Annotated in this window: 19 protein-coding genes; 9 read left to right on the top strand and 10 right to left on the bottom strand. The window is 65.7% G+C overall.

What is annotated here, in order from left to right:
• Window positions 1–6: 6 nt before the first annotated feature.
• Together Q0Q48_RS14775 and Q0Q48_RS14770 are read left to right on the top strand one after the other, a co-directional pair.
• On the top strand, window positions 7–921 hold the full coding sequence (locus Q0Q48_RS14775; protein ID WP_295139008.1) for a CoA ester lyase: 915 nt from the start codon (window positions 7–9) through the stop codon (window positions 919–921).
• A gap of 16 nt (window positions 922–937) precedes the next feature.
• A complete protein-coding gene (locus tag Q0Q48_RS14770; protein ID WP_295139006.1) occupies window positions 938–2,155 on the top strand; it encodes an MFS transporter in 1,218 nt (405 codons plus the stop codon).
• Between the two features lie 7 nt (window positions 2,156–2,162).
• On the opposite strand, the gene Q0Q48_RS14765 is transcribed toward Q0Q48_RS14770, so the two are convergent.
• Complete coding sequence (locus Q0Q48_RS14765; RefSeq protein WP_295139003.1) at window positions 2,163–3,113, bottom strand: tripartite tricarboxylate transporter substrate binding protein; 951 nt, start codon at window positions 3,111–3,113, stop codon at window positions 2,163–2,165.
• A gap of 60 nt (window positions 3,114–3,173) precedes the next feature.
• Here Q0Q48_RS14765 and Q0Q48_RS14760 point away from each other — a divergent pair, with 60 nt between their 5' ends.
• The gene (locus Q0Q48_RS14760) at window positions 3,174–4,757 is read left to right on the top strand and encodes an ABC transporter substrate-binding protein (protein ID WP_295139000.1); all 1,584 of its coding nucleotides are present in this window, start codon (window positions 3,174–3,176) and stop codon (window positions 4,755–4,757) included.
• A 183-nt stretch (window positions 4,758–4,940) separates the two neighbouring features.
• On the opposite strand, the gene Q0Q48_RS14755 is transcribed toward Q0Q48_RS14760, so the two are convergent.
• Window positions 4,941–5,681 (bottom strand): dienelactone hydrolase family protein, encoded by a 741-nt coding sequence (locus tag Q0Q48_RS14755; RefSeq protein WP_295138997.1) that lies wholly within the window; start codon window positions 5,679–5,681, stop codon window positions 4,941–4,943.
• 77 nt (window positions 5,682–5,758) lie between these two features.
• Here Q0Q48_RS14755 and Q0Q48_RS14750 point away from each other — a divergent pair, with 77 nt between their 5' ends.
• The 3 genes from Q0Q48_RS14750 to Q0Q48_RS14740 are packed head-to-tail and all read left to right on the top strand — an operon-like array spanning window position 5,759 to window position 8,912.
• The gene (locus tag Q0Q48_RS14750; protein WP_295138994.1) at window positions 5,759–6,973 is read left to right on the top strand and encodes an ABC transporter substrate-binding protein; all 1,215 of its coding nucleotides are present in this window, start codon (window positions 5,759–5,761) and stop codon (window positions 6,971–6,973) included.
• Window positions 6,974–6,988: 15 nt separating this feature from the next.
• Window positions 6,989–7,831 carry a cobalamin-binding protein gene (locus tag Q0Q48_RS14745; RefSeq protein WP_295138992.1) on the top strand — a complete coding sequence of 281 codons (843 nt, stop codon included), beginning with the start codon at window positions 6,989–6,991 and terminating at the stop codon, window positions 7,829–7,831.
• 19 nt (window positions 7,832–7,850) lie between these two features.
• On the top strand, window positions 7,851–8,912 hold the full coding sequence (locus Q0Q48_RS14740) for a hypothetical protein (RefSeq protein WP_295138990.1): 1,062 nt from the start codon (window positions 7,851–7,853) through the stop codon (window positions 8,910–8,912).
• A 72-nt stretch (window positions 8,913–8,984) separates the two neighbouring features.
• Here the strand turns inward: Q0Q48_RS14740 and Q0Q48_RS14735 are convergent, their stop codons facing one another.
• Both Q0Q48_RS14735 and Q0Q48_RS14730 read right to left on the bottom strand, forming a co-directional pair.
• The gene (locus tag Q0Q48_RS14735; protein ID WP_295138987.1) at window positions 8,985–10,082 is read right to left on the bottom strand and encodes an HlyD family secretion protein; all 1,098 of its coding nucleotides are present in this window, start codon (window positions 10,080–10,082) and stop codon (window positions 8,985–8,987) included.
• Window positions 10,079–10,528, bottom strand: a complete 450-nt coding sequence (locus Q0Q48_RS14730) for a MarR family transcriptional regulator (RefSeq protein WP_295138985.1) — start codon at window positions 10,526–10,528, stop codon at window positions 10,079–10,081. Before Q0Q48_RS14730 ends, Q0Q48_RS14735 begins: the two co-directional genes overlap by 4 nt.
• 45 nt (window positions 10,529–10,573) lie before the next feature.
• Here Q0Q48_RS14730 and Q0Q48_RS14725 point away from each other — a divergent pair, with 45 nt between their 5' ends.
• Window positions 10,574–12,115 carry a DHA2 family efflux MFS transporter permease subunit gene (locus Q0Q48_RS14725; protein ID WP_295138982.1) on the top strand — a complete coding sequence of 514 codons (1,542 nt, stop codon included), beginning with the start codon at window positions 10,574–10,576 and terminating at the stop codon, window positions 12,113–12,115.
• A 127-nt stretch (window positions 12,116–12,242) separates the two neighbouring features.
• Here the strand turns inward: Q0Q48_RS14725 and Q0Q48_RS14720 are convergent, their stop codons facing one another.
• Both Q0Q48_RS14720 and Q0Q48_RS14715 read right to left on the bottom strand, forming a co-directional pair.
• The gene (locus tag Q0Q48_RS14720; RefSeq protein ID WP_295138979.1) at window positions 12,243–12,587 is read right to left on the bottom strand and encodes a hypothetical protein; all 345 of its coding nucleotides are present in this window, start codon (window positions 12,585–12,587) and stop codon (window positions 12,243–12,245) included.
• Window positions 12,577–13,854, bottom strand: a complete 1,278-nt coding sequence (locus tag Q0Q48_RS14715) for a hypothetical protein (RefSeq protein WP_295138976.1) — start codon at window positions 13,852–13,854, stop codon at window positions 12,577–12,579. The genes Q0Q48_RS14720 and Q0Q48_RS14715 overlap by 11 nt, the downstream gene beginning before the upstream one ends.
• A 35-nt stretch (window positions 13,855–13,889) precedes the next feature.
• On the opposite strand from Q0Q48_RS14715, the gene Q0Q48_RS14710 reads away from it, so the two are divergent.
• The gene (locus Q0Q48_RS14710) at window positions 13,890–14,867 is read left to right on the top strand and encodes a tripartite tricarboxylate transporter substrate binding protein (RefSeq protein WP_295138973.1); all 978 of its coding nucleotides are present in this window, start codon (window positions 13,890–13,892) and stop codon (window positions 14,865–14,867) included.
• A gap of 3 nt (window positions 14,868–14,870) precedes the next feature.
• Here the strand turns inward: Q0Q48_RS14710 and oxlT are convergent, their stop codons facing one another.
• Window positions 14,871–16,106 (bottom strand): oxalate/formate MFS antiporter, encoded by a 1,236-nt coding sequence (oxlT, locus tag Q0Q48_RS14705; protein WP_295138971.1) that lies wholly within the window; start codon window positions 16,104–16,106, stop codon window positions 14,871–14,873.
• 286 nt (window positions 16,107–16,392) lie between these two features.
• Here oxlT and Q0Q48_RS14700 point away from each other — a divergent pair, with 286 nt between their 5' ends.
• Window positions 16,393–19,830 (top strand): autotransporter domain-containing protein, encoded by a 3,438-nt coding sequence (locus tag Q0Q48_RS14700; RefSeq protein ID WP_295138968.1) that lies wholly within the window; start codon window positions 16,393–16,395, stop codon window positions 19,828–19,830.
• Window positions 19,831–19,839: 9 nt separating this feature from the next.
• Here Q0Q48_RS14700 and Q0Q48_RS14695 read toward each other — a convergent pair whose 3' ends face one another.
• The 3 genes from Q0Q48_RS14695 to ppk2 all read right to left on the bottom strand — a co-directional run bounded on the left by Q0Q48_RS14695 (window position 19,840) and on the right by ppk2 (window position 21,550).
• Window positions 19,840–20,052, bottom strand: coding sequence for a hypothetical protein (locus Q0Q48_RS14695; RefSeq protein ID WP_295138965.1), 213 nt, complete (start codon window positions 20,050–20,052; stop codon window positions 19,840–19,842).
• A gap of 195 nt (window positions 20,053–20,247) precedes the next feature.
• Window positions 20,248–20,685, bottom strand: a complete 438-nt coding sequence (locus Q0Q48_RS14690; protein WP_295138963.1) for a hypothetical protein — start codon at window positions 20,683–20,685, stop codon at window positions 20,248–20,250.
• 34 nt (window positions 20,686–20,719) lie between these two features.
• A complete protein-coding gene (gene ppk2 / locus Q0Q48_RS14685) occupies window positions 20,720–21,550 on the bottom strand; it encodes a polyphosphate kinase 2 (RefSeq protein WP_295138960.1) in 831 nt (276 codons plus the stop codon).
• Window positions 21,551–21,580 lie beyond the last annotated feature (30 nt).

Genomic DNA, 21,580 nt, shown 5'->3' with positions numbered 1-21,580 from the left:
AGATTGATGACCGACCGTCCCAGGCGCGCCCGCCGCGTGCAGCTCTCGACCCCGGGGTCCAGCGAGAAGATGATCCAGAAGGCGTCGGAGTCGAAGGCTGATCACGTCTTCCTCGACCTCGAGGACGCCGTTGCTCCCAGCCAGAAGCGAGACGCCCGCAAGAAGATCATCGAGGGCCTGAAGTCGCTCAACTGGAAGGGCAAGACGCGCTGCGTGCGCATCAACGACCTGACCACCGAGTACGCCTATGAGGACATCATCGAGATCGTCGAGGGTGCGGGCGAGCATCTCGACACGATCATGATGACCAAGGTGCAGACCGCCGCCGACGTGCTGTTCGCCGACAAGCTGCTTCACCAGATCGAGAAGAAGCTGAAGATGAAGCGCAGGATCGGGCTCGAGGCGCTGATCGAGGAAGTCGAGGGCATGCAGAACGTCGACGCGATCGCCGCCTGCACCCCGCGCCTCGAATGCCTGGTGTTCGGCATGGGTGACTTCTCCGCCTCGATGGGCGTCACCAACAAGAATGTCGGCGAGACCGACGGCTACCCGGGCGACATCTGGCACTATGCCCGCTTCCGGCTGATTATGGCCTGCCGCGCTGCCGGCATCGATCCAGTCGACGGCCCGTTCGCCGACTTCAAGAACCCCGACGCCTATCGCGAGGAGTGCAAGCGCTCCATGATCCTGGGCTGTGTCGGCAAGTGGGCGATCCATCCCTCGCAGATCGACATCGCGCTCGATGTCTACTCGCCCAAGGCCGAGGACATCGCCCGGGCCCGAAAGCTCGAGAAGGCCTACGCCGAGGCCGAGGCCGCCGGGCTGGGTGCGATCAACGTCGACGGCATCATGGTCGACGTCGCCTCGATCCGCATCCTGCGCAACACCATCCTGAACAAGGCCGACCTCTACGGTCTCTAGGATGCAGGCGGGCGCGGTGCCGAACACGGAGAGCCCGCGCCCCGGACTGCAGCAGTCGCTCGTCCCGATCGGGGCGATGCTGGGCACGCAGATGCTCATCTCGCTGGCTGTGCTGTCGCTCAGCGTGCTGATGCCTGCGGTCGCACGGGACCTCGGGATCTCGCCGAAACTCGTCGGCGCCTTCACCGCCGTGACCTATGCCATCGCCTCAGGCGTCGCGCTGTGGAGCGCGGCGCCGATCTCGCAGCTGGGCGCCGTCCGGATTTGCCAGTTCGCCATGCTGGCCGCCGCGATCGGCCTTGCCCTGAATGCCGCGGCCTTCGTCGCCGCGACCGTCGTCGCGGTGGCGTTCATCGGCTTTGCGCAGGGCCCGATCAATCCGGCTTCGGCCCACATCCTGAGCCAGCGCGTGCCGCGCGCCTGGTTCAGCCTCGTCTTCTCCGTGAAGCAGACCGGCGTGCCGTTGGGCTTTGCCGCCGCTGGCATCGTCCTGCCACTGCTGCTGCCGGCGCTCGGCTGGCGCGGCGCCTCGCTCGCGGCCGCCGCCCTCATGCTGGTCGGTGCGGGCGTCCTCGAACTGCTGCGCGCCCGACTGGACTCTTCGGTCGCTCCCTCCGCACCGTCGGAAGGCATCTGGTCGTCGATCGTCCATGTGATGCGCCACCCGGAGATGCGCGTGCTGGGCTGGTCGGCGCTGCTCTACGTCGTGGCACAGCACACTTTCACATTCTTCCTCGTGACCTATCTCTACGAGCATTGCCGCCTCAGCATCGCCGAAGCGGGCTTCCTGCTCTTCCTCGCCCAGATCGGCGGCACGGTGCAGCGGCTGATCCTGGGCGCACTGGGCGACCGCTTTCCGCGCATGATGCTGCTGGGCTGGACCGGCGTGGGAATTGCCCTGGGTGCCGTCGCCACCGCCCTGATCTCGGCCGACACACCCTATTGGCTGATCGGCCTGATCGTCTTTGCCTACGGTACGGTCGTCATCAGCTGGAACGGCGTGTCGATCGCCGAGTTCGCGGCACTCGCCCCGCCCGGACAGGTCGCCGCCGTAGCGGCGGTCCAAACCGCCCTCGCCTTCTCCGGCGCCGTCATCGGCCCCCCGCTGTTTGGCCTGATCGCCGCCGCCGTTGACTACCGCAGCGCCTTCCTCGTCGTCGCCGCATGCGTCCTCGCCGCGGCCGTCTGGCAGATCGTGACGTCGGCCCGGCTGCGGCGCCTGCGTCCCTCCTGAGACGTCGTCAGGGCTCCTTCATCCCGGCGACCGACACGATCTCTGCCCACTTCTTCGTCTCCGTGGCCTGGAAAGCCGCCAGGTCCTCGGGCGATCCCACGAACGAGACGCCGTAGGTGGTCTTCAGCAGGTTGAGATAGGCGGGCGACTTGGCGGCCTGCCGCACCAGCGCGTTGAGCCTGTCGATGATGGGCTTCGGCGTGCCAGCCGGCGCGTACATCGCGGTCCACGCCCACATCTCGAATCCCGGAACGCCGCTACCGTCCACCGTCGGAAACTGCTCGAGCCCGGGGATGCGCTGCTTGCTGGTGACCGCGAGCCCGCGTGCGCGCCCGTCGAGAACGGGTGGCAGGCCGACCGTGAAGTCGGAGAACACGACGTCGATGCGGCCACCCAGCAGGTCGGCAATGGCCTGCGGCTGGGTCTTGTAGGGAACGCCCAGCAGATCGATCCCGGTCATGATGCGGAACAGCTCCGCCCCGCCGCGGCTCGACCCGTTGCCGCTGCCGAAGCTCAGCTTGCCCGGCTTCGCCTTCGCGAGCGCAATGAACTCCTGGATGGTCCTGGCCGGCAAATCGTTGCGCACCATGACGATCTGAGCGCCGAGCGTGATGCCCGCGACCGGCGCGAAGCTCTTCACCGGATCGTAGGCCAGCGACTTGTAGACGTGCGGATTGATCGCCTGCGTTGTCTGGGTGGTGAAGAAAAGCGTGTAGCCGTCGGGCGCCGCGGCCGCTGCCGACTGCGCCGCGATCTGGCCTTCCGCGCCGGGCTTGTTGTCGATGACGACGGTCTGGCCGGTCTGCGCCGCAATGTCCTGCCCGATCGCCCGCGCGGCGATGTCGGTCGCGGTACCGGGGCCGAAGGCGGTGATGATCTTGATCGGCTTCGAAGGATAGTTCTGGGCGACGGCCGGCACTGCGAGAAGCATTCCGACCAGCAAACTGATGAGCTTCATGGACCGACTCTAGGCACAGGGAAGTGCTAGCGTCATCACAAAGAAAAGGAGGAAACGAAGATGAAGCTTCCCGTCATGGCACTCGCCGCGACCGTCGCCGCCTTCGCCGCCGCACCCGCCTGGGCACAGAAGGCCGGCGGCACGCTCAAGATCGCCCACATGGACAATCCGCCCAGCGCCTCGATCCATGAGGAGGCGACCATCTCGACCGTCATGCCCTTCATGTCAGTCTACAACAACCTGGTGATGTTCGATCCGAAGACGAAGCAGAACACGCCCGACAACATCATTCCCGAGCTCGCCACCGAGTGGAAATGGAGCGACGACGGCAAGCAGCTTACCTTCAAGCTGCGCGACGGTGTGAAGTGGCACGACGGCAAGCCGTTCAGCAGCGCCGACGTGAAGTGCACCTGGGACATGGTGATCTCAGACGAATCGAAGCTGCGCAAGAATCCGCGCAAGACCTGGTACTTCAATCTCGAAAAGGTCACGGTGAACGGCGACCGCGAAGCGACCTTCCATCTCAAGCGGCCGCAGCCCTCCCTGCTCACCATGCTCGCCGCCGCCTTCTCGCCGGTCTATCCCTGCCATGTGCCGACGCAGCAGATGCGGACCAAGCCGGTCGGCACCGGCCCGTTCAAGTTCGTCGAGATGAAGCAGAATGAGTCGATCAAGCTCGCGCGGAACCCGGATTACTGGAAGTCCGGCCGCCCCTACCTGGATGCGATCGAATTCTCGATCATCCCCAACCGCGCGACCTCGCTCCTGACCTTCGTTGCCAGCAAGCTCGACATGACCTTCACGTCGGTCGTCACGCCGGCCATGGTCAACGATCTCAAAGTCCAGGCGCCGACGGCGATCTGCGAGGCGCAGCCGACCAACACTCAGGCCAACCTGCTGGTCAATCGCGAGAAGCCGCCCTTTGACGACGCGAAGATCCGCCGCGCCATGGCCCTGTCGATCGACCGCAGTGCCTTCAACGAGATCCTGGGCCAGGGCAACTACCGGATCGGCGGCGCCATGCTGCCGCCGCCGGAAGGTCTCTGGGGCATGCCGACTGAATTCCTCTCGACCGTGGCAGGCTACGGCCCGGACGTCGCCAAGTCGCGCGAGGAAGGCCGCAAGATCATGGCCGAGCTCGGCTACACCGCCGAGAAGCCGCTGAAGATCAAGGTCTCGACCCGTAACATCCCGAGCTATCGCGACCCCGCGGTCATCCTGATCGACCACCTGAAGCAGGTTAACATCCAGGCCGAACTGGAACCACTCGAGACCGCCGTCTGGTACAATCGCATGATGCGCCGGGACTTCTCCATCGGCATGAACATCCAGGGTGTCGGCGTCGACGATCCCGACGTCGTCTTCTACGAGACCTTCCGCTGCGGCTCGGAGCGCAACTACACCAACTACTGCAATCCGGAGGTCGAAAAGCTGTTCGACCAGCAGTCGATGACGACCGACATCGCAGCCCGCCGGAAGCTCGTGTGGGAAATCGACAAGAAGCTGCAGGAAGACGGCGCGCGCCCCGTCATCCAGCACGGTTGGGGCGGCACCTGCTGGCGTCCCGAGGTCAAGGCGGTGAACCTCGCGGTCAACACCATCTACAACCACTGGCGTTTCGAGGACGTCTGGCTCGACCGGTAGACACTGGCTCCTCACCAAGCTCCGAGGGAGAAGACGAAAGGTCCCTCGCCGCGCTCGGGATGACAGTGCTTTCTGGATCGGTGCACTGCGCAAGTGCGACGCTGTTTGTCATCTCGAACGAAGTGAGCGACCTCAACCAACAGGTGGTACTCCTCCCTTGAGTGAGGAGGAGTACGACTCTCCTCAGCCCAGGTTCCGGCGGTAGAGGGCGATCAGGCGCTCCCAGTGACGCTCGGCGGCCAGCTTGTCGTAGCACCAGCGCTGCGGGAAGGCGAAGCCGTGGTGCACGGTCGGCTGGACCTCCAGTTCACCCTTCGCGCCGGACTTGTCGAACAGCGTCTTCAGCTCCTTAACCATCTCGGGCGGCGCCAGCTCGTCGTGCTCGGCGCAGGAAATGTAGAGTTCGCCCTTCGCCTTGCCGAGTGTGAGGTGCGGGCTCTCGACGGCGTCGCTCACCAGCCACGTCCCGTAGAACGAGGCCGCCGCCGCGATGCGATCCGGGTAACGCGCCGCCGCAGCCAGCGAATAGGGACCACTCATGCAATAGCCGTGGGTCCCGACCGGCCCCTTCTTCGATTCCTTCTGGGCATCGGCGAACGCGATCATCGCCGCCACGTCTTCCATGACGGGCGGGATCGTCATCTTGGTTCGAACCGACCGCATACGCGTGTGCTCGTCGCTGCCATGCTTCAGCACGTCCGGCCCGTACTTCGTGTCCGTGCCGGCCCGGTAATAGAGGTTGGGCAGCATCACGTAATAGCCGACCGTCGCGAGCCGCCGCGCCATGTCGTAGAGCTCCTCGCGGATGCCGGGCGCATCCATCAGGAACAGGATCGGGGGGTACGGGCCTCCCCGCTCCGGATGGCAGATGAAGGTCTCCATGCCCCCATCCTTGGTCGGGATGTCCAGAATTTTCTCGATCATCGGGTGTTTCCTCCGCCTTGCAGAATGCCGGCACCTTGATAGGCTTCGCTCAATAACAAAGCCTAGGGAGAGAAACGATGAGACGTAACCTGTTCAGCACGGCCGCATTCTGCCTTGCGGCCTGGGCTCTGCCCGCGACCGCCCAGCTTTCCGACAACACCCTGAAGATCGGCGTCGCGACGGACCTGTCGAGCCTCTATGCCGACATCAACGGTCCAGGCGCGGTGCTCGCCACCCAGATGGCGATCGAGGATTTCGGCGGCACCGTGCTTGGCCAGAAGATCGAGTTCGTTTCCAGCGACATCCAGAACAAGGCGGATGTCGCGGCCACCACGGTCGGCCGCTGGTTCGACAACGAGAAGGTCGACATGGTCATGGGCGCCGGCGCCTCTTCCTCGTCGATCGCGGCCGGCCGCGTCGCCGGCGATAAGAAAAGGATCTTTATCGCCCCCGACCCCGCCTCGTCGGACCTCACCGGAAAACTGTGCAATCCCTACATGATCCATTGGGTCTACGACACGACGGCACTCGCGAACGGCACCGGCTCGGCGGTCGTCAAAGCCGGCGGCAAGACTTGGTTCTTTCTCACCGCCGACTACGCCTTCGGCTACGCTCTGGAGCGGGACGTCTCCGCCGTCGTCAAGAAAGCCGGCGGCACCGTGCTCGGTGGGGTCAAGCACCCGATCAACACCAACGACTTCTCTTCCTTCCTGCTGCAGGCGCAGGGCTCCAAGGCGCAGATCATCGGGCTCGCCAATGCGGGCGGCGACACCATCAACTCGATCAAGCAGGCGGCGGAGTTCGGCATCGTCAAGGGTGGCCAGAAGCTCGCCGGCCTTCTGGTCTTTATCTCGGACGTCCATTCGCTGGGGCTCGAACGCGCCCAGGGTCTCAACCTGACCGAGGCCTTCTACTGGGATCTGAACGACCGGACCCGTGCCTTCTCCAAGCGCTTCGCCGCCCGCTTCAACGGCAAGATGCCGACGTCCGCACAGGCGGGCTTCTATTCGGCGACGCTCGCCTACCTGAACGCGGTCAAGTCGACCGGCACCGACGATGCCGACAAGGTGATGGCTGCAATGAAGGCCGCCAAGTGGGATGACCCGCTATTCGGCGCGAGCTATGTCCGCCAGGACGGCCGCAAGATGCACAACATGTACCTCTTCGAAGTGAAAAAGCCGTCCGAGTCGAAAGGTCCATGGGACTATTACAAGCTGCTGGCGACCATCTCCGGCGAAGAAGCATTCCGGCCGCTGGCCGACAGCGAGTGCCCGCTGGTCAAGAAGAACTGAAGCGAAAGTCCCTGGATGGCCGGCCGTGCGGCCCTCCAGGGATACCCGCCCCCCCTGACGCCGCATGACATGTACCCACCCGAGCGCATCGTCTGCCTGACCGAGGAAACCACCGAGACGCTCTACCTGCTGGGTGAACAGGACCGGATCGTCGGCGTGTCGGGTTACACCGTCCGGCCACCGCAGGCGCGCCGGGAAAAGCCGCGGGTCTCGGCGTTCATCTCCGCCGACATTCCCAAAATCCTCGCCTTGCGGCCCGACCTGGTCCTGACCTTTTCGGACCTGCAGGCCGACATCGTCGCGGCCCTGATTCGCGCAGGCGTGGCCGTCCATGCGTTCAATCAGCGGACCGTCGCGGAAATCCTCGACATGATCCGGATCCTGGGTGCGCTTGTCGGCGCCCACGAGCGTGCGGAAACCCTCGCGAACCGCCTGACCTCCAACCTCGAGGACGCGCGACAGCGTGCGGCACGGAGGAGCAACCGTCCCAGGGTCTATTTCGAAGAATGGGACGAGCCCATGATTTCAGGGATCGCCTGGGTTTCGGAACTGATCGAGGCCGCAGGCGGCGTGGATATCTTTCCTGAACTCGCCCCGCGCAAGTCGGCCAAGGACCGGATCGTCATGCCTGAGGAGGTGATCCGCCGGGCCCCCGACATCATCATCGGCTCCTGGTGCGGCAAAAAGTTCAGGAGCGAAAAGGTCGTGGCACGGCCAGGCTTCGAGACCATCCCGGCCATCAAGCGCGGGCGACTTCACGAGATTAAGTCGCCCCTGATCCTGCAGCCGGGACCGGCGGCACTCACGGACGGACTCGCCGCTCTGGAAGCGATAATCTCATGCCCAAACGAGACATAAGAGTACCGGAGGAAATCGCATGAATACCGGACAGGATCGGTCGAACATCTATGTCGGTGTGGCTGGTTATTTCGGAAAGCCCGACCATAAGGGCCGGGTCGGCATCTTCCGTCGCCCGACGGCGGGTGGTGACTGGGAGCATGTGCTGGGCGCCGTCCAGGCCTTCACCGTCTTCCTCCATCCGCAGAACCCGGAGATCGTGTTCGCCGGCACGAACGACGGCGTGTGGCGCAGCACGGATCGCGGCGCCACGTTCCGGCGCACCGCCTTCCCCGATGCCGGCAGGGAGGTATGGTCCTTCCTGGTCGATTCGCGCGATCCGGATCGCGTGTTTGCCGGCGCCTCGCCCATCGGCGTCTACCGCAGCGACGATGGCGGCGCGTCGTGGCAGGCCCTTCCCACCCCTGCCATCGATACGCACTGCTCGGGACCCTTCGCGTCGCGCGTGATGCGGCTCGTCCAGCATCCGAGGCGCCATGACGAGCTCTACGCCGCGCTCGAGATCAACGGCGTCATGCGCAGCATCGATCTCGGCCAGACGTGGACCGATTGCAGCGCCGGCCTCCTGAAGCTTGCCGAGCAGGACCATCTCAAGAGCAGGATCGTGAGCGACACGACGGCCGAGGGAATGCTCGACGGCCATGCGGTGACGATCAATCCCTCCGAGCCCGACGAGCTGTGGCTCGCGGTCCGCATGGGCCTGTTCCGCAGCAGTGACCAGGGCCGGACCTGGAAGGACATGGAGGTCGGCCGCTTCTCGCCCACCACCTACGGCCGCGACATCCGCGTCTCGCCGATCGAACCCAACACGCTCTATTCCGCCCTCTCCGTCGCCGCCGCCAGCCAGGACGGCGGCCTCTATCGCAGCGAGGATGGTGGCGAGAGCTGGAAGCGCTTCGACAAGGTCCAGGTGCACGGCACCATCATGTCGATCGGCCTGCATCCCGCGGATGCGGCTCAGGTCTATATCGGCGCCCGCTACGACGGCGAGGTCTTCGGCACCCGCGACGCCGGCAGGACCTGGCAGGCGATGCCGCTGCCGGGCGAGGTCCAGCACATCTACTCGCTGGCGTGCGGGTGACCAAGCAGAGATCCCGTCTTCTCGACCGAGGCACCGAAGGTGCGGAGTGAAGAGGTCGAGATGACGGGATCTCTACTTCGACTGCGCGGTGACGTCGTGCGATGGCGAAGCGGGCGGCGGCGCTTTCTTCGTGCCGCCAAGCAGGCTCCCGACATCGCGTTGGCGGCCGGTGTCGATCTTCACCGTTGCGGTCATCCCGGCGCGCAGCGGCGGTTCGCCGGCGTGAGGCAGCAGCCGTAGCTTGACCGGCAGGCGCTGCACGACCTTGACCCAGTTCCCGCTGGCATTTTGCGGCGGTAGAATGGCAAACTCCGCGCCCGTTGCCGGGCTGACGCTCTCGACCAGCGCGTCCCACGTCACGTCGGGATAGGTGTCGAGCACGACGGTGGCCTTCTGCCCGGCCTTCACATGGGTCAGCTCGGTCTCCTTGTAGTTCGCCTCGACCCACGGCCGGCTCAATACGACCAGCGAAAAGAGCGGCGTCGCCGCCTTGACCTGCTCGCCCTGCTGCAGGCGCATGTTCACCACCACGCCGTCGACCGGGGCGCGCACCGTCGTGCGGGCGAGATCGAGCGCCGCCCGCTCACACGCGGCCGTCTTCTCCCGCACCAGCGGATGCGCCTCGACAGCGAGTTGCGGGTCGCCGTTCAGTGCAGCCAGCACCCTGCGCAGCTTCTCCCGTGCGGTCGAGACGCGATCGGCGGCGGCGCGCGCGTCGTTCTGCGATTCGTCGCGCTTGCTGGCGGAAGCCACGCCCTTCGCCGCGAGCTCCTCCTGCCGCTGCGCCTGGCGCTGGAAATAGTCGGCGCGCGCTTCGGCGTCAGCCAGTTCGGCAACCGCCTCCCGCCAGACGCCGCGCAGGTTCTCGACGTGGGCGCGTGCCGAATCGAGTTCGGCCTCGGCGCTGTCGAGGGCGAGACGAAACGGACGGGACTCGATGGTGAACAACTGGGCGCCGCTCTCGACCGAGGCGTGGTCCCGGGTGAGGACGCGGCGGACCTGGCCGGACACTTCGGGCGCGATCTGGACGATGTGTGCCTTCACATAGGCATTGTCGGTCGAGACGTAGCGCCCGCCCGACAGCCACCACCAGCCCGCCCCCGCAACCGCCAGCAGCGGCACCATGAACAGCAGTGCCAGGCGAAGCACGGGAACCGGGCGGCGGCTCATGTGCCGTGCGCTCCCGCCATCGACTGGAGTTGAACCTTCACTCTTGCCGCCAGTCGCGTGAACTGGTCGCGCTCAGCGGCGGAGAGCGGCGCCAGCGCATCGTCGACCGTATCCTCTGCGATCGTCCACATCTCCTTGTGGGCGCGGCGCGCGTCTGCCGTCAGGTACAGTCGGTTGATACGGCGGTCCTCGCTGTCGGCGCGACGCTCGACCCAGCCGTTCTTCTGCATGCGGTCGATCATGCGGCCGGCACTGGCACGGTCGATTTCCAGCATGTCCGCCAGTTCGGTCTGGCTGGCGCCGGGACGGCGATAAAGCCGCGTGAGCACCAGCCACTGGGCGCGGGTCAGGCCGATCCCGCGCACGCGACGGTCGAACACGGTGCGGATCAGGCGCGCAACGTCGGACAGCACGTAGCCGATATATTCGTCGTCGTCGGGGCCCAAGGGTGCTCGCTCAAGATTGTTGCCTAGGCTACAATAGCCCAGTCCATGACTTCAAGCGCGACCACCGCCGACGCTGCCCCGCCTGCTCCCGAGGAGGCCGAAGCCTCGCTGGGCAAGCGCATCCTCATTCTCGTCATGGTGGTCCTGGGCTCGACCCTCTACGCGACCACCCTGCTGATCGCCTCGACCCTGCTGCCGCAAATGCAGGGCACCATGTCGGCCACCCAGGACGAGATCTCTTGGGCCATGACCTTCAATATCCTGGCCACGGCCGTCGCTACGCCGATGACGGGCTGGCTCTCAGCACGCTTCGGCCGCCGCGAAACCATGATCTGGTCGGTGCTGGCCTTCACGCTCACGACGCTGATGTGCGGCCTGGCCGATTCGCTGGAGAGCCTGATCCTGTGGCGCGTGCTGCAGGGCGCGCTGGGCGCCCCCGTGATCCCGCTCTCGCAGACCATCCTGCTCGACACGTTCCCCAAGCGGCAACAGGGGCTCGTGACCTCGATCTTCGGCATGGCCGTGGTCATCGGTCCGGTGATCGGGCCTACCGTCGGCAGCATGCTCTCCGAACTCTACAGCTGGCACTGGGCCTTCTACATGATCGTGCCCGTGGGCCTGATCTCCTTCGCCGGGCTGCGCCTCACCCTGCCCTATGACCGGCCGACCGGCCAGGCCCGGCTCGACTGGACGGGCTTCCTCTCGCTCTCGGTCGCCATCGCCGGGGTGCAGCTCGTCCTGTCGCGCGGCCAGAGGCTCGACTGGTTCGAATCGGCCGAAATCCAGATCGAGGCCTTCATCGCCGCGGTCTCCTTCTGGATCTTCCTCGCCCACAGCCTCACCGCCGAGCGGCCGTTCCTCAACCTGAAGCTCCTCCTCGACCGAAACTACTCGATCGGCCTCGTACTGGTGCTGATCTACGGCATGCTGAACTTCACGCCGATGGTACTGCTGCCGCCGCTCCTCCAGCAGCATGCCGGCTTCCCCGATGCGCTGATCGGCGAGGTCATCGCCGCCCGCGGCGTCGGCGCGACCATCGGATTCTTCCTCGCCATTTTCGTGGGCCGCATGGACCCACGCATCGGCCTGATCGCCGGCTTCACCGTGCAGACCCTGTCGGGCGTCTGGCTGATGGCGATCGACCTCAACGTCGACATGAACACGCTGATGCTGAACAGCCTGCTGCAGGGTATTGCCGTCGGCGTCATCTGGGTACCGCTCACCCTCGTCACCTTCTCGAACATGAGCGGAGCGAACCTGGCCGAAGGCACGGCGGTGTATCACCTGCTGCGCAACATCGGCTCCAGCTTCTTCATCTCGATCTGCGTGGCCGAAATCGTGCGGGCGACCAGCACCAACTACAGCCGCATGGTCGAGCTGGTGAACCCCTACAACAAGGCACTGGCGTTTCCCTGGGTAACCGGCGGCTGGGACTACGAGACCGTGTCGGGCCTCGCGAAGCTATCGAAGGAAATCAACCGGCAGGCGGCAATGATCGGCTACATCAACGCCTTCGGCCTCTATACGGCCGCCTCGGCAATGGCGATCCCGCTGATCCTGCTGATTGGCCGACGCGCACGGAAATAGCCGAGCCGGCCGGGCTGGATTCGGTCTTCAAGCCGCTGAATACGCGGCGAACAAACGAAATAACCGAAATAAACGAATCAAATGAAGTGAATGCCGCACCCTCGTGAATCCTGTGTCGGGGCCCCGTTCACGAAATATTATTGCCCAGGGTCGCCTCTGAACGCGCCTTCTGATAGGTCGCCCGCGCGGTTCCGGCGGCCAGGAGCGCCGCTTCTCGCCGCGTCGCCGCGCGGTCATCGAGCACATAGAGCAGGCCCGCGAAAAAGATGAAGGCGCCGCCCAGGATGTAGTAGTGCCAGGCCTCCAGGTAGAGCCGGAAGGTCACGACGACCAGGGGTACGGGAATGAACACCAGGGCGAAGCGGATCCACGAGCCGCGGTTATAGATCCGCACCGCCGCCCTCGCCTGCCTCTGCCGCGTCCACATCTCCCGCCGCAGCCTATCGAGATCGGGTAGCACCTCACCGCCCACGGGATCGTCCTCCCGCGCGAGCCATCTCGCGCGCGACCAGACGGACCGCCGGTCCGCTGCGCGCAGCGGAATCGGGCTTCACGAGATTGCCGATCTCGAAGCGCAGGAGCTGCACCTCGGGATGCAACGCCGCCGCCCGCCGCATCGCCTCGGTACCCTGTACGATCTTGTCGAAGTTCGGCGGCCGGACACCTTTCGTGCGCGGATATTCGAGGTCGACCAGGGCCGCGAGGGACCAGGCCTGCCGGCTGACCTCTGCCGCCCGTGGCAGGTAGGCCGGCGCAACGCCGTCGAGCCTATGCTGGCAGTTTGCCAGCGCGTCGCGCAGCGCGACAGCATGGCCGACGGCGACCGACATGCCCTGCCCGAAGGTCGGATTGAAGCTCGAGATGCAGTCGCCGATCGGCAGCACGCGCGGCGGCAGTACTGCGCCGCGCTCGAAATGCCGCCAGCGTGCCTCGGCGATGCGATAGCCGCGTATGGGCGTCAGCGGCACGGCCTCGCGCAGACGATCGGCGATATCGGGCACCGGCAGCGCATCGGCATAGGCCCGGAACCCGTCGAGATCGTCCGGCACCCTGTCGTCGAAGCGGCTGCACAGCGTGATCAGCCACTCGTCGTTCTCGACCGGGCAGACGAGTCCGTAGCGGTCGTCCGGCGGCAGCGGAATGCAGGCGATGAACCGGCCTTCGCCGCGGAATCGCGTCGGCTTGGCGAAACGGGCAGAGCTGTAGCTCACCTCGATCCCGAGAACCGTCTCCGGTACGTCGATACCCGCCAGCAGCCTGTCCCCCCGTCCCGTCGCGATCACGGTCAGGTCGAAGTTGTCGGGCAGTGCATCGATCGGCGTGCGATCATGGATCACGACATTGCCCAGCTGCAGTACCTGCCGGCGCAGCACCTGCTCGAAAGCCGGCCGGCTCATCATCAATTGGCTGCGACCGAGATCGCGCGTCGCATGCCAGGCATCCCGCTCCCAGATCGAGACGTCTTCGGTCTGACGCACCTCCGTCGCGCCCGCCGCCCGCATGGCCGCACGCATACCAGGCAGCAAGCTCTCGAGGGCGAGTTCGCCGCCCTTCAACAGGGTGTGCACCTGCAAATCCTGCGGAGCACCTTTTCGCGGACGCGGTGTGTCTGGAAGCGCATCCTTGTCCAGGACTTCGATCGCCTCGAAGAACGATGCGAGTGCCGCGGCTGCCGCGAGGCCGGCAATGCCCGCTCCCACGATGACGGCGCGTGCGCCCAGCCTGCTCCCGGTTATCATGCGGCAACAATAGACGTGACGGGAGGTTTCACGAAATGAAGTCGTTCACGCGACGCATGGCGATCTCGGCCCTGCTGGCAGCCCTGCCGGCCGGCCACGTCCTCGCGCAGGCCGCCTATCCCGACAAGCCGATCCGGCTCGTGGTCCCATTCGCGCCTGGCGGCAATGCCGACCTCACGGGACGCCTCTTCTCCGAGGCGCTGGGCAAACAGCTCGGCCAGCAGGTGATCGTCGAGAATCGCGGCGGCGCCGGCGGCGCGATCGGCGCCGAGGCCGTCGCGAAGTCGCTGCCCGACGGCTATTCGCTGGTCCTGGGGTCGACGGGCACGTTCCTCGTGAGCCCCCGCATGACTGGCGGCAAGCCGCCCTACACGCTGGCAAGCTTCGCGCCGGTCGCCCTGCTGAGTACCTCGCCGATGGACATCGTGGTCAACGCCAATGGTCCGTTCCGCGACTGGCCTTCCATGCTCGCCTGGCTGCGCGCCAATCCCGGCAAGCTCTCGATCGGGCATCCGGGCAACGGCAGCACCAACCACCTCGCTCTGCTGCAGATGCAGAAGGCGCTCGACGTGCGCTTCAACATCATCCCCTACAAGAGCAACGGTCTGGCGCTGAACGATCTTCTCGCCGGCCAGATCGATGCGGTGATCGACCAAGTGCCGGCTTCGATCGGCCATGTCCGTGGCGGCCGTCTGCGCGCCATCGTCGTGACGACCGCGCGCCGCGCCGGCCAGCTTCCCGACGTTCCGACCCTGCAGGAAACGGGCCTCAAGGACTTCGCCAGCACCACGCCGATCGTCCTCATGGCGCCGGCCGGCACGCCCCCCGAAATCGTGAAGAAGCTGAACGACGCCGTGGCGAATTCCCTCGCCGAACCTGCCGTGAAGGGGAAGCTGAACGACCTCGGCGCGGAGACCGAATCGCTCACGCCGCAGCAACTGAGCGCCTTCCTGCAAAAGGAAGACGCGGTGATCCAGGAGTTGCAGAAGAGCGGCCTGCTGAAGATGGACTAGGCGCTACTCGCGCCGCAACCATGCTGCCCGCATCGGTCGCAGAACGGCAATACCGAGTAGAGCGGCGACGGCGTTCGCACCGACGGCCAGCGCGAAGACGATCTGCCAGTCGCCGGTCGCCCGGACCAGCGTATCCGACAGCGGCACCAGCATGGCGGCAAAGCCTTTCGCCGTGTGCAGCATGCCGGCATTGGTCGTGGCATAGCCCGATCCGAAATAATCGGTGCACGTCGCGGGAAACAGGCTCGCGACCTCGCCCCAGGCGAAGAAGACCAGGCTGACCAGCAGCACGAACATCACCGGCTCGTCACCCCACCGCGCAAAGGCCAGGATGCTCAGGGCACCCATGGTGAAGGCGAAGAACATCGTGTTCTCGCGGCCGATATAGTCCGAAAGCCAGCCACAGAGCGGCCGCGCGATGCCGTTGGTGACCCGATCGAAGGTCAGCGCGAAGGTCAGGGCCGGCAGGGTCAGGCCCAGCATGCTGACCGGCACGTCAGCCACTCCGAAGCTGCGGGCGATGCCGGCGAGATTGGCCGTAAAGGTCAGTCCCGCCGCCGTCACCAGCAGCGACATCACGAAGAGCACCCAGAAAAGCGGCGACCGCAGCACCTCGCCCGGCCTGTGATCGTGGAGGGCATGCGGCAAGCGCTCCGGAATCGCGAGGGTCGCGGCCTCCGGCTTGCGCAGTGCCAGCGCCGCGAGGCAAACCAGCGCGCCCTGGCCCAGGCCGAACCAGAGGAAGGCCGCCTCGTAGCCGTGATGGTCGATCGTACGATGGATCGGGACGATGGTGAGCGCCGAGCCGATCCCGTAGCCCGCGACCGTCAGGCCGGTCGCCAGCCCGCGGCGGTCGGGGAACCACTTGAGAGCGTTGCCGATGCAGGTCCCATAGACACAACCTGCGCCGATGCCGCCCAGCGCCGCGCCGAGATAGAGCAGCGGCAGCGAATCGGCGACCGAGTTCAGGCTCCAGGCGATGGCGACCAGTGCGCCGCCCGCGAGCGCGACCGGCAGGGGGCCAAACTTGTCGACGAACCAGCCCTCGAAAGGCACCAACCAGGTTTCACTCAGAATGAAGATCGTGAAGGCGATCTGGATGGCGGCGCGTCCCCATTCGTACTTCGCGTTGATCGGATGCACGAACAGCGTCCAGCCATGCTGAAGGCTGGAGATCATCACCATGCAGACGATGCCGGCCGCGAGCTGTGCCCAGCGATTGTGGAGAAAACCCGTCATGTTCGCCGCTGCGCCGATCGATTATCGCGGAATTGGCAGGAAGGGGACATTGGCGCGCTGGTTTTCACTGGAATGACGGAACGACTTGCGGTGCATTGGGAGCCGGCAACCTTCCGGACCGTAAATGAGCCCGCGCCTCGCGTCGATCCTCGGACATTCACTGGCAGCACTTTACGCCGCGACACAACAGGCAGTGGCTCAACCGCCCTCGGTGACCGGCACCTGGACGAACGATCATGGGGCGGCGCTGGTCATCAAAGCAGTCGAACCGAGATAGCACCCCGTCATGACGCAGCAAAAAGTCCCCCTGATCGGCTTGACCCTCCTCCTTGTCACCGCGGGCCACATGCCGGCCCGGGCGGAACCTCCGTCCGGATGGAACATGTACAGCGGCCCCAATGTCACCCAGGTGATCGGATTCGCCGACGACAAGGCCATGGACTCCCGGCAAGCCGCCAAGATCAACATCCAGATCGGAACGGCCCGAATGGGAGCGGCCATCATGGACACCGGCTCCAGCGGTATCGTCGTCGGCTCGAAGCACTTCGATCCAACCGGACTGACGCCGATCGGACCGGGCAGCCAGGCCTACGACAGCAGCGGCGTCGCCCATACCGGCACCTACTACAATGTCTCGGTCGACCTCTACGATGCCGCCGGCAAGACCAAGGTCGCCACGACGCAGGTTCCCGTCCTCTACGTTAGCGATGAGTCCGCGCAGGATGTCCTCTACATGGGCGTCGGCTTCGACCGCACCAATGGCGCTTCAGTCAATCCCGTACAGATGACGCCCAGCCACAATCCATTGCTCAACCTGACCTGGGTTAAGTCAGGCTCGGTCGACCTCGTGCGCAAGGGCTATGTCATCCGAAACGGCGAAGTCGTCCTCGGCATCCCCAACAGTGATTCGACGCCGAACAACCAGTTTGCCTTCGTAAAGCTTGGGAGGAACCCGACCGATACCGATTGGGGAATCACGAGCATGACCGTGAAGGTGACACCCCCGGAGGGCGGGGACGGCAGCAAGGCCACGCCCGGCACGATCCTGCAAGACACCGGTATCGACTACATGTACGTGACGCCCCTGCCCGGCTCGGGAATGAACACCCACAACTGGGCGAGGGCCGGCACCAAGGTCGACATCAGCTTTCCCGGCAACTTCGCATCGTACGGAATCTCCGCCGTGGAACATCCATCGGCGACCTGTCCGACCGATCTGGCTCCGTCGACCACGCCGTGCACCGTACGTCCGGACAATGTCGCCTCCGGCACCTACGTCAACACCGGCCGCGAGTTCTACGCCGGCTTCGACTATCTCTACGATGCCGCCAACGGCTATGTCGGCTACTACTGGACCGGCAACACGACGGGCGGCACCTCGAGCCCGGGCGTCGCACTCGCCGGCCTGGTGGAATTGCCCAACAGTTTTCTCTCCACCATGCGCACTTTCCTGATGGGGCCGACGGTGCTGCAGCAGAGCGGCACCGGCACGTTCTCGGGCGAGATATTCGGCACCGGTGGCCTCACGATCTCGGGCGGACAGGTCAACCTGACCGCGGCGAACAGCTACTATGGTGGGACGACCGTCACCGGCGGCGGTACCCTGGCCATCGATGCAGATAGCCGGCTGGGCAACCCCTCGGGCGGGCTCGCGTTGGCGGGCGGCACGCTGCTGGCGACCGGCTCCTTCACGACACCGCGCGCCGTCACGATGGGTGTGGGTGGCGGCATCGTGGATACTGATGCCTTCAATGTCACTTTCGACACGGCGGTTACCGGACTGGGCGGCCTGACCAAGACGGGCCTGGGGATCCTGACACTGTCGGGCGCCAACAGCTACCCCGGCGGTACCGTCGTCAACGAAGGGACCCTGCGTCTCGCGGCCGGCGCGTCCCTGTCGCCCTTCGGCGCGCTCGTCGTCAATGGCGGCACCTTCGATCTGAACGGCAACGATGTCAGCGTCGGCCTGCTCCAGGGAGCCGGCGGCACGATCTCGCTGGGCGCCGGGACGCTCACCGTCACTGAGTCCGCCGCCACGACGCTCGCGTCCGTCCTCACCGGCAGCGGCGGCCTCTCGATGCAAGGGACGGGCGTGCTGACCCTGACGGGCGTCAACACCTATACCGGCCCGACCACGGTCACGAAGGGCCGGCTCGCGGTCAACGGCAGCATCACCAGCGACGTCACGGTCGGTCTCGGCGGCAGCCTGGGCGGCGCCGGCACGATCTTCGGCAGCGTGACCAACCGCGGCATGCTGGCCCCCGGCAACTCGATCGGCACGCTGTCCGTCACGGGCAACCTCACCCAGGCGACAGGTGCCACCTATCAGGTCGAGCTCAACAACCAGGGCCAGGCCGACCGCGTGAACGTCACCGGCATGGCCGTGCTGGGCGGCACCGTGAACTTCATTGCCGACCCCGGCTCCTACGCCGCGCAGCGGACCTACACGATCCTCAACGCCGCCGGCGGCGTCACCGGTGCCTTTGCCGGCGCCACGGGCAACTACGCCTTCCTGTTCCCCTCGCTGAGCTACGATGCCAGCAACGCCTACCTCACCGTCGCGCGCAGCTTCACCCGCGGCGCCCAGACACCCAACCAGGCGGCCGTCGGTGCCACGCTCGACGCCACTGCAACCAGCGCGACCGGCTCGTTCGGCAGCGCCATCGCCGCCCTCACCACCCTGCCGCCAAGCGCCGGCAGCGCCGCCCTCAATGCGCTAAGCGGCCAGAACTACTCCGCCTTCTCTTCGGTAGGCGTGGCGGGCGCGCAGCTCTTCATGAGCAACTTCGCGGGCCAGGCCGGCGGCGCCACCGGCGGCGGCAACCGCGTGGCCCTGGCCGAGGCTTGCGACGTCGCCTGCGACAGCGTCACGCCCGCCCTGTGGGGCGCCTGGGGCGGGGCGGTCGGTGGCCTCGGCACCATCCTCGGCACGACGAATGCCGGCACCCTCACCTACAATCTCGGCGGCTTCGCCGCCGGCATCGACCGCAAGCTCTCGCCCGACTTCCTGCTCGGCGTCACCCTCGGCTACAGCGGCGGCACCCAGTGGGTCCAGGGCTTCCAGGGCCAGGGCACCACCGGCACCGTGCAGGCTGGACTCTACGGCAGCTACGCGCGCGGCCCCGTATACGTCGACGCGCTCGCCGCCTATGCCTACTCCGACAACCAGATGACCCGTCAGATCGCCCTTCCCGGCATCCCCGCCGCAACCGCCCAGGGCCGCACCGGCGTCAACCAGGTATTCGGCCAGCTGGAGACCGGCTATCGCTTCGATATTGGCGGCCTGGCCCAGGCCGTCGTCACGCCGTTCGCCCGCCTGCAGGCCGCCACGGCTACCCAGAACGCCTTCACCGAAACCGGCGCCGGCGCGCTCGGCCTCAGCGTCGCGGCACAGACCACCAGTTCGCTGCGCACTGTGTTCGGCGCCCAGCTTGGCGGCGCCATGGACCTCGGCTGGCGCGACAAGCTTGCGATGCAGTTCCGACTGGGCTGGGGCCACGAGTTCGCCGATACGGCGCGCCCGGTCACGGCCTCGTTCATCGGCGCCCCCGCCTCGCCCTTCACGACGTTCGGCGCCGCGCCACAACGCGACAGCGTCATACTCGGCATCGCCGCCAACACAGCAATCGCCGACGCGACGTCGGCCTATCTCCGCTACGAAGGCGACGTCTCCAGCCAGACGTCCAGCCACGCGCTCACCGCCGGCATCCGCATGCTGTGGTGACCCTGTTCGTCAGGATTTCCGCAATGTCACCGGGACATCCAAGGTCGTGCCGCGGATGTACCTGCCGCTCAGACCCTCGGCCGTACGGCGCAGGAGGTATCGTCCCCCCAGCGCCGCCTCGATGGTGAGCGTCCCGTCGACGACAGTGCCCTGGTTCGTGCGCTTCACCGAATCGGCTCTATCGGCGAACGTGGAAACGAAGCCCTGGAGGGCGAATTCCATCCGGCCCTCGACGCGACCATTGCCTCCAACGGCGCTGATAATGAGGGTCGCCTCGCCAATCCCGGGAACGTCGCCTTTCCATGTTCCAACGAAGGCCGATGCTGAAGGCTGAGCAAGACCGGCCGGACTGAGCAACGTGAGGAACGCGGCGACGACGACTCTGCGCGATTGCATGAAATGCCTCTCTCCCGGCGGTCAGCCCCAGCTCAAGGTAATCGCCACGTCGCCCGGCATGCCACCCGGATAGTCAACGATGTGATAGCGGATGTGGTAGCCGAGCGGGCGCAGCTGCCGCTTCCAGTACTCGTAGATCTCCTTGGGAATGCCGGTGAGAGTCTTCTCCCATCCATCCTCGACCTGATTGATCGCCCGGCCGCCGTCGGTGCAGATGTGGTTGGGAAAGCGAAGCACCTGGACCGAGGTCAGGCCGTTCGCCATCGCGCGCTCGATGATGATCGAGGCCTTCTCGCTGACCTGCGCATCGGTCAGGCCCGACGGCGCCAGGAGATGATCGATGAAGGCCTTCTTCTCCGCCTCGGCCGCCTCGTGCGCCTTCAGGGCCGCTGAAGCCTTGGCACCTTCCGCCTCGGCCATCTTCACATGTAGTTCCTTGACGCTCATCAGTTTGGACATTCTGCTCTCCTTGAAAGGGGACGAGGCGTTGCGCCTAGAATTTTTCCGCGACGTAGCGTCGACCGGCAATCGAAGACTGGTCGTCATACGCTCGTTTGCTGGAACGCGACGGCAGCTTGACCTTGGCGCGATCCACCTTCTTGTAGGGAATCTGCGACAGGATATGCGCGATCACGTTCAGGCGGGCGCGCTTCTTGTCGTCGGAATGGACGATGTGCCAGGGCGCGTGCTCGGTATCGGTATGCTGGAACATGAGGTCGCGCGCCTTTGAGTAATCGTACCAGCGCGAATAGGACTCGATATCCATCGGACTCAGCTTCCACTGTCGCACGGGATCTTCGATCCGTGCCTTGAAACGGCGGTCCTGCTCCTCCTGCCCGACCTCGAGCCAGATCTTGATGAGACGCAGGCCGCCATCGATCACGAATTTCTCGAAGACCGGACAGATGTCGAGGAAGCGCCGGTGCTGCTCGGGTGTACAGAAGCCCATCACGTACTCGACGCCGGCGCGGTTGTACCAGCTGCGATCGAAGATCACGATCTCGCCGCCCGCCGGGAACCTCTCGACGTAGCGCTGGATGTACATCTGGGTCTTGTCGCGGTCGGATGGTGCCGGCAACGCGACGACCCGGAACACGCGGGGGCTGACACGCTCGGTCAGGGCCTTGATCGCGCCGCCCTTGCCCGCCGCATCGCGGCCTTCCAGCACGATGACCACACGCTCGCCGGAGACCTTGATCCAGTCCTGCAGTCGGCAGAGTTCGACCTGCAGCTCGCGCAGTTCCTTCTCGTAGACCTTGCGCTTGAGCTTTTCGGGACCGGCGCCGTGACCGCTCTTCTTTGGCATGTGCACCTCGGTGAGCATGAACGGCACGCTACCCTCGATCCACCCCCG

Source organism: uncultured Reyranella sp. (assembly GCF_945957355.1).
Classification (GTDB): Bacteria; Pseudomonadota; Alphaproteobacteria; order Reyranellales; family Reyranellaceae; genus Reyranella.
Note: the sequence above shows the minus strand (reverse complement) of the source record. Positions and strands in the feature narration are given on the sequence as shown.

Bases quoted from the DNA above. Each gene is read 5' to 3' on its own strand.
- ppk2 (WP_295138960.1), bottom strand. From the start codon at position 21,550: ATGCTCACCGAGGTGCACATGCCAAAGAAGAGCGGTCACGGCGCCGGT.
- Q0Q48_RS14715 (WP_295138976.1), bottom strand. From the start codon at position 13,854: ATGATAACCGGGAGCAGGCTGGGCGCACGCGCCGTCATCGTGGGAGCG.
- oxlT (WP_295138971.1), bottom strand. From the start codon at position 16,106: ATGACGGGTTTTCTCCACAATCGCTGGGCACAGCTCGCGGCCGGCATC.
- Q0Q48_RS14750 (WP_295138994.1), top strand. From the start codon at position 5,759: ATGAGACGTAACCTGTTCAGCACGGCCGCATTCTGCCTTGCGGCCTGG.
- Q0Q48_RS14745 (WP_295138992.1), top strand. From the start codon at position 6,989: ATGGCCGGCCGTGCGGCCCTCCAGGGATACCCGCCCCCCCTGACGCCG.
- Q0Q48_RS14760 (WP_295139000.1), top strand. From the start codon at position 3,174: ATGAAGCTTCCCGTCATGGCACTCGCCGCGACCGTCGCCGCCTTCGCC.
- Q0Q48_RS14755 (WP_295138997.1), bottom strand. From the start codon at position 5,681: ATGATCGAGAAAATTCTGGACATCCCGACCAAGGATGGGGGCATGGAG.
- Q0Q48_RS14740 (WP_295138990.1), top strand. From the start codon at position 7,851: ATGAATACCGGACAGGATCGGTCGAACATCTATGTCGGTGTGGCTGGT.
- Q0Q48_RS14725 (WP_295138982.1), top strand. From the start codon at position 10,574: ATGACTTCAAGCGCGACCACCGCCGACGCTGCCCCGCCTGCTCCCGAG.
- Q0Q48_RS14700 (WP_295138968.1), top strand. From the start codon at position 16,393: ATGACGCAGCAAAAAGTCCCCCTGATCGGCTTGACCCTCCTCCTTGTC.
- Q0Q48_RS14735 (WP_295138987.1), bottom strand. From the start codon at position 10,082: ATGAGCCGCCGCCCGGTTCCCGTGCTTCGCCTGGCACTGCTGTTCATG.
- Q0Q48_RS14710 (WP_295138973.1), top strand. From the start codon at position 13,890: ATGAAGTCGTTCACGCGACGCATGGCGATCTCGGCCCTGCTGGCAGCC.
- Q0Q48_RS14775 (WP_295139008.1), top strand. From the start codon at position 7: ATGACCGACCGTCCCAGGCGCGCCCGCCGCGTGCAGCTCTCGACCCCG.
- Q0Q48_RS14695 (WP_295138965.1), bottom strand. From the start codon at position 20,052: ATGGAATTCGCCCTCCAGGGCTTCGTTTCCACGTTCGCCGATAGAGCC.
- Q0Q48_RS14690 (WP_295138963.1), bottom strand. From the start codon at position 20,685: ATGTCCAAACTGATGAGCGTCAAGGAACTACATGTGAAGATGGCCGAG.
- Q0Q48_RS14765 (WP_295139003.1), bottom strand. From the start codon at position 3,113: ATGAAGCTCATCAGTTTGCTGGTCGGAATGCTTCTCGCAGTGCCGGCC.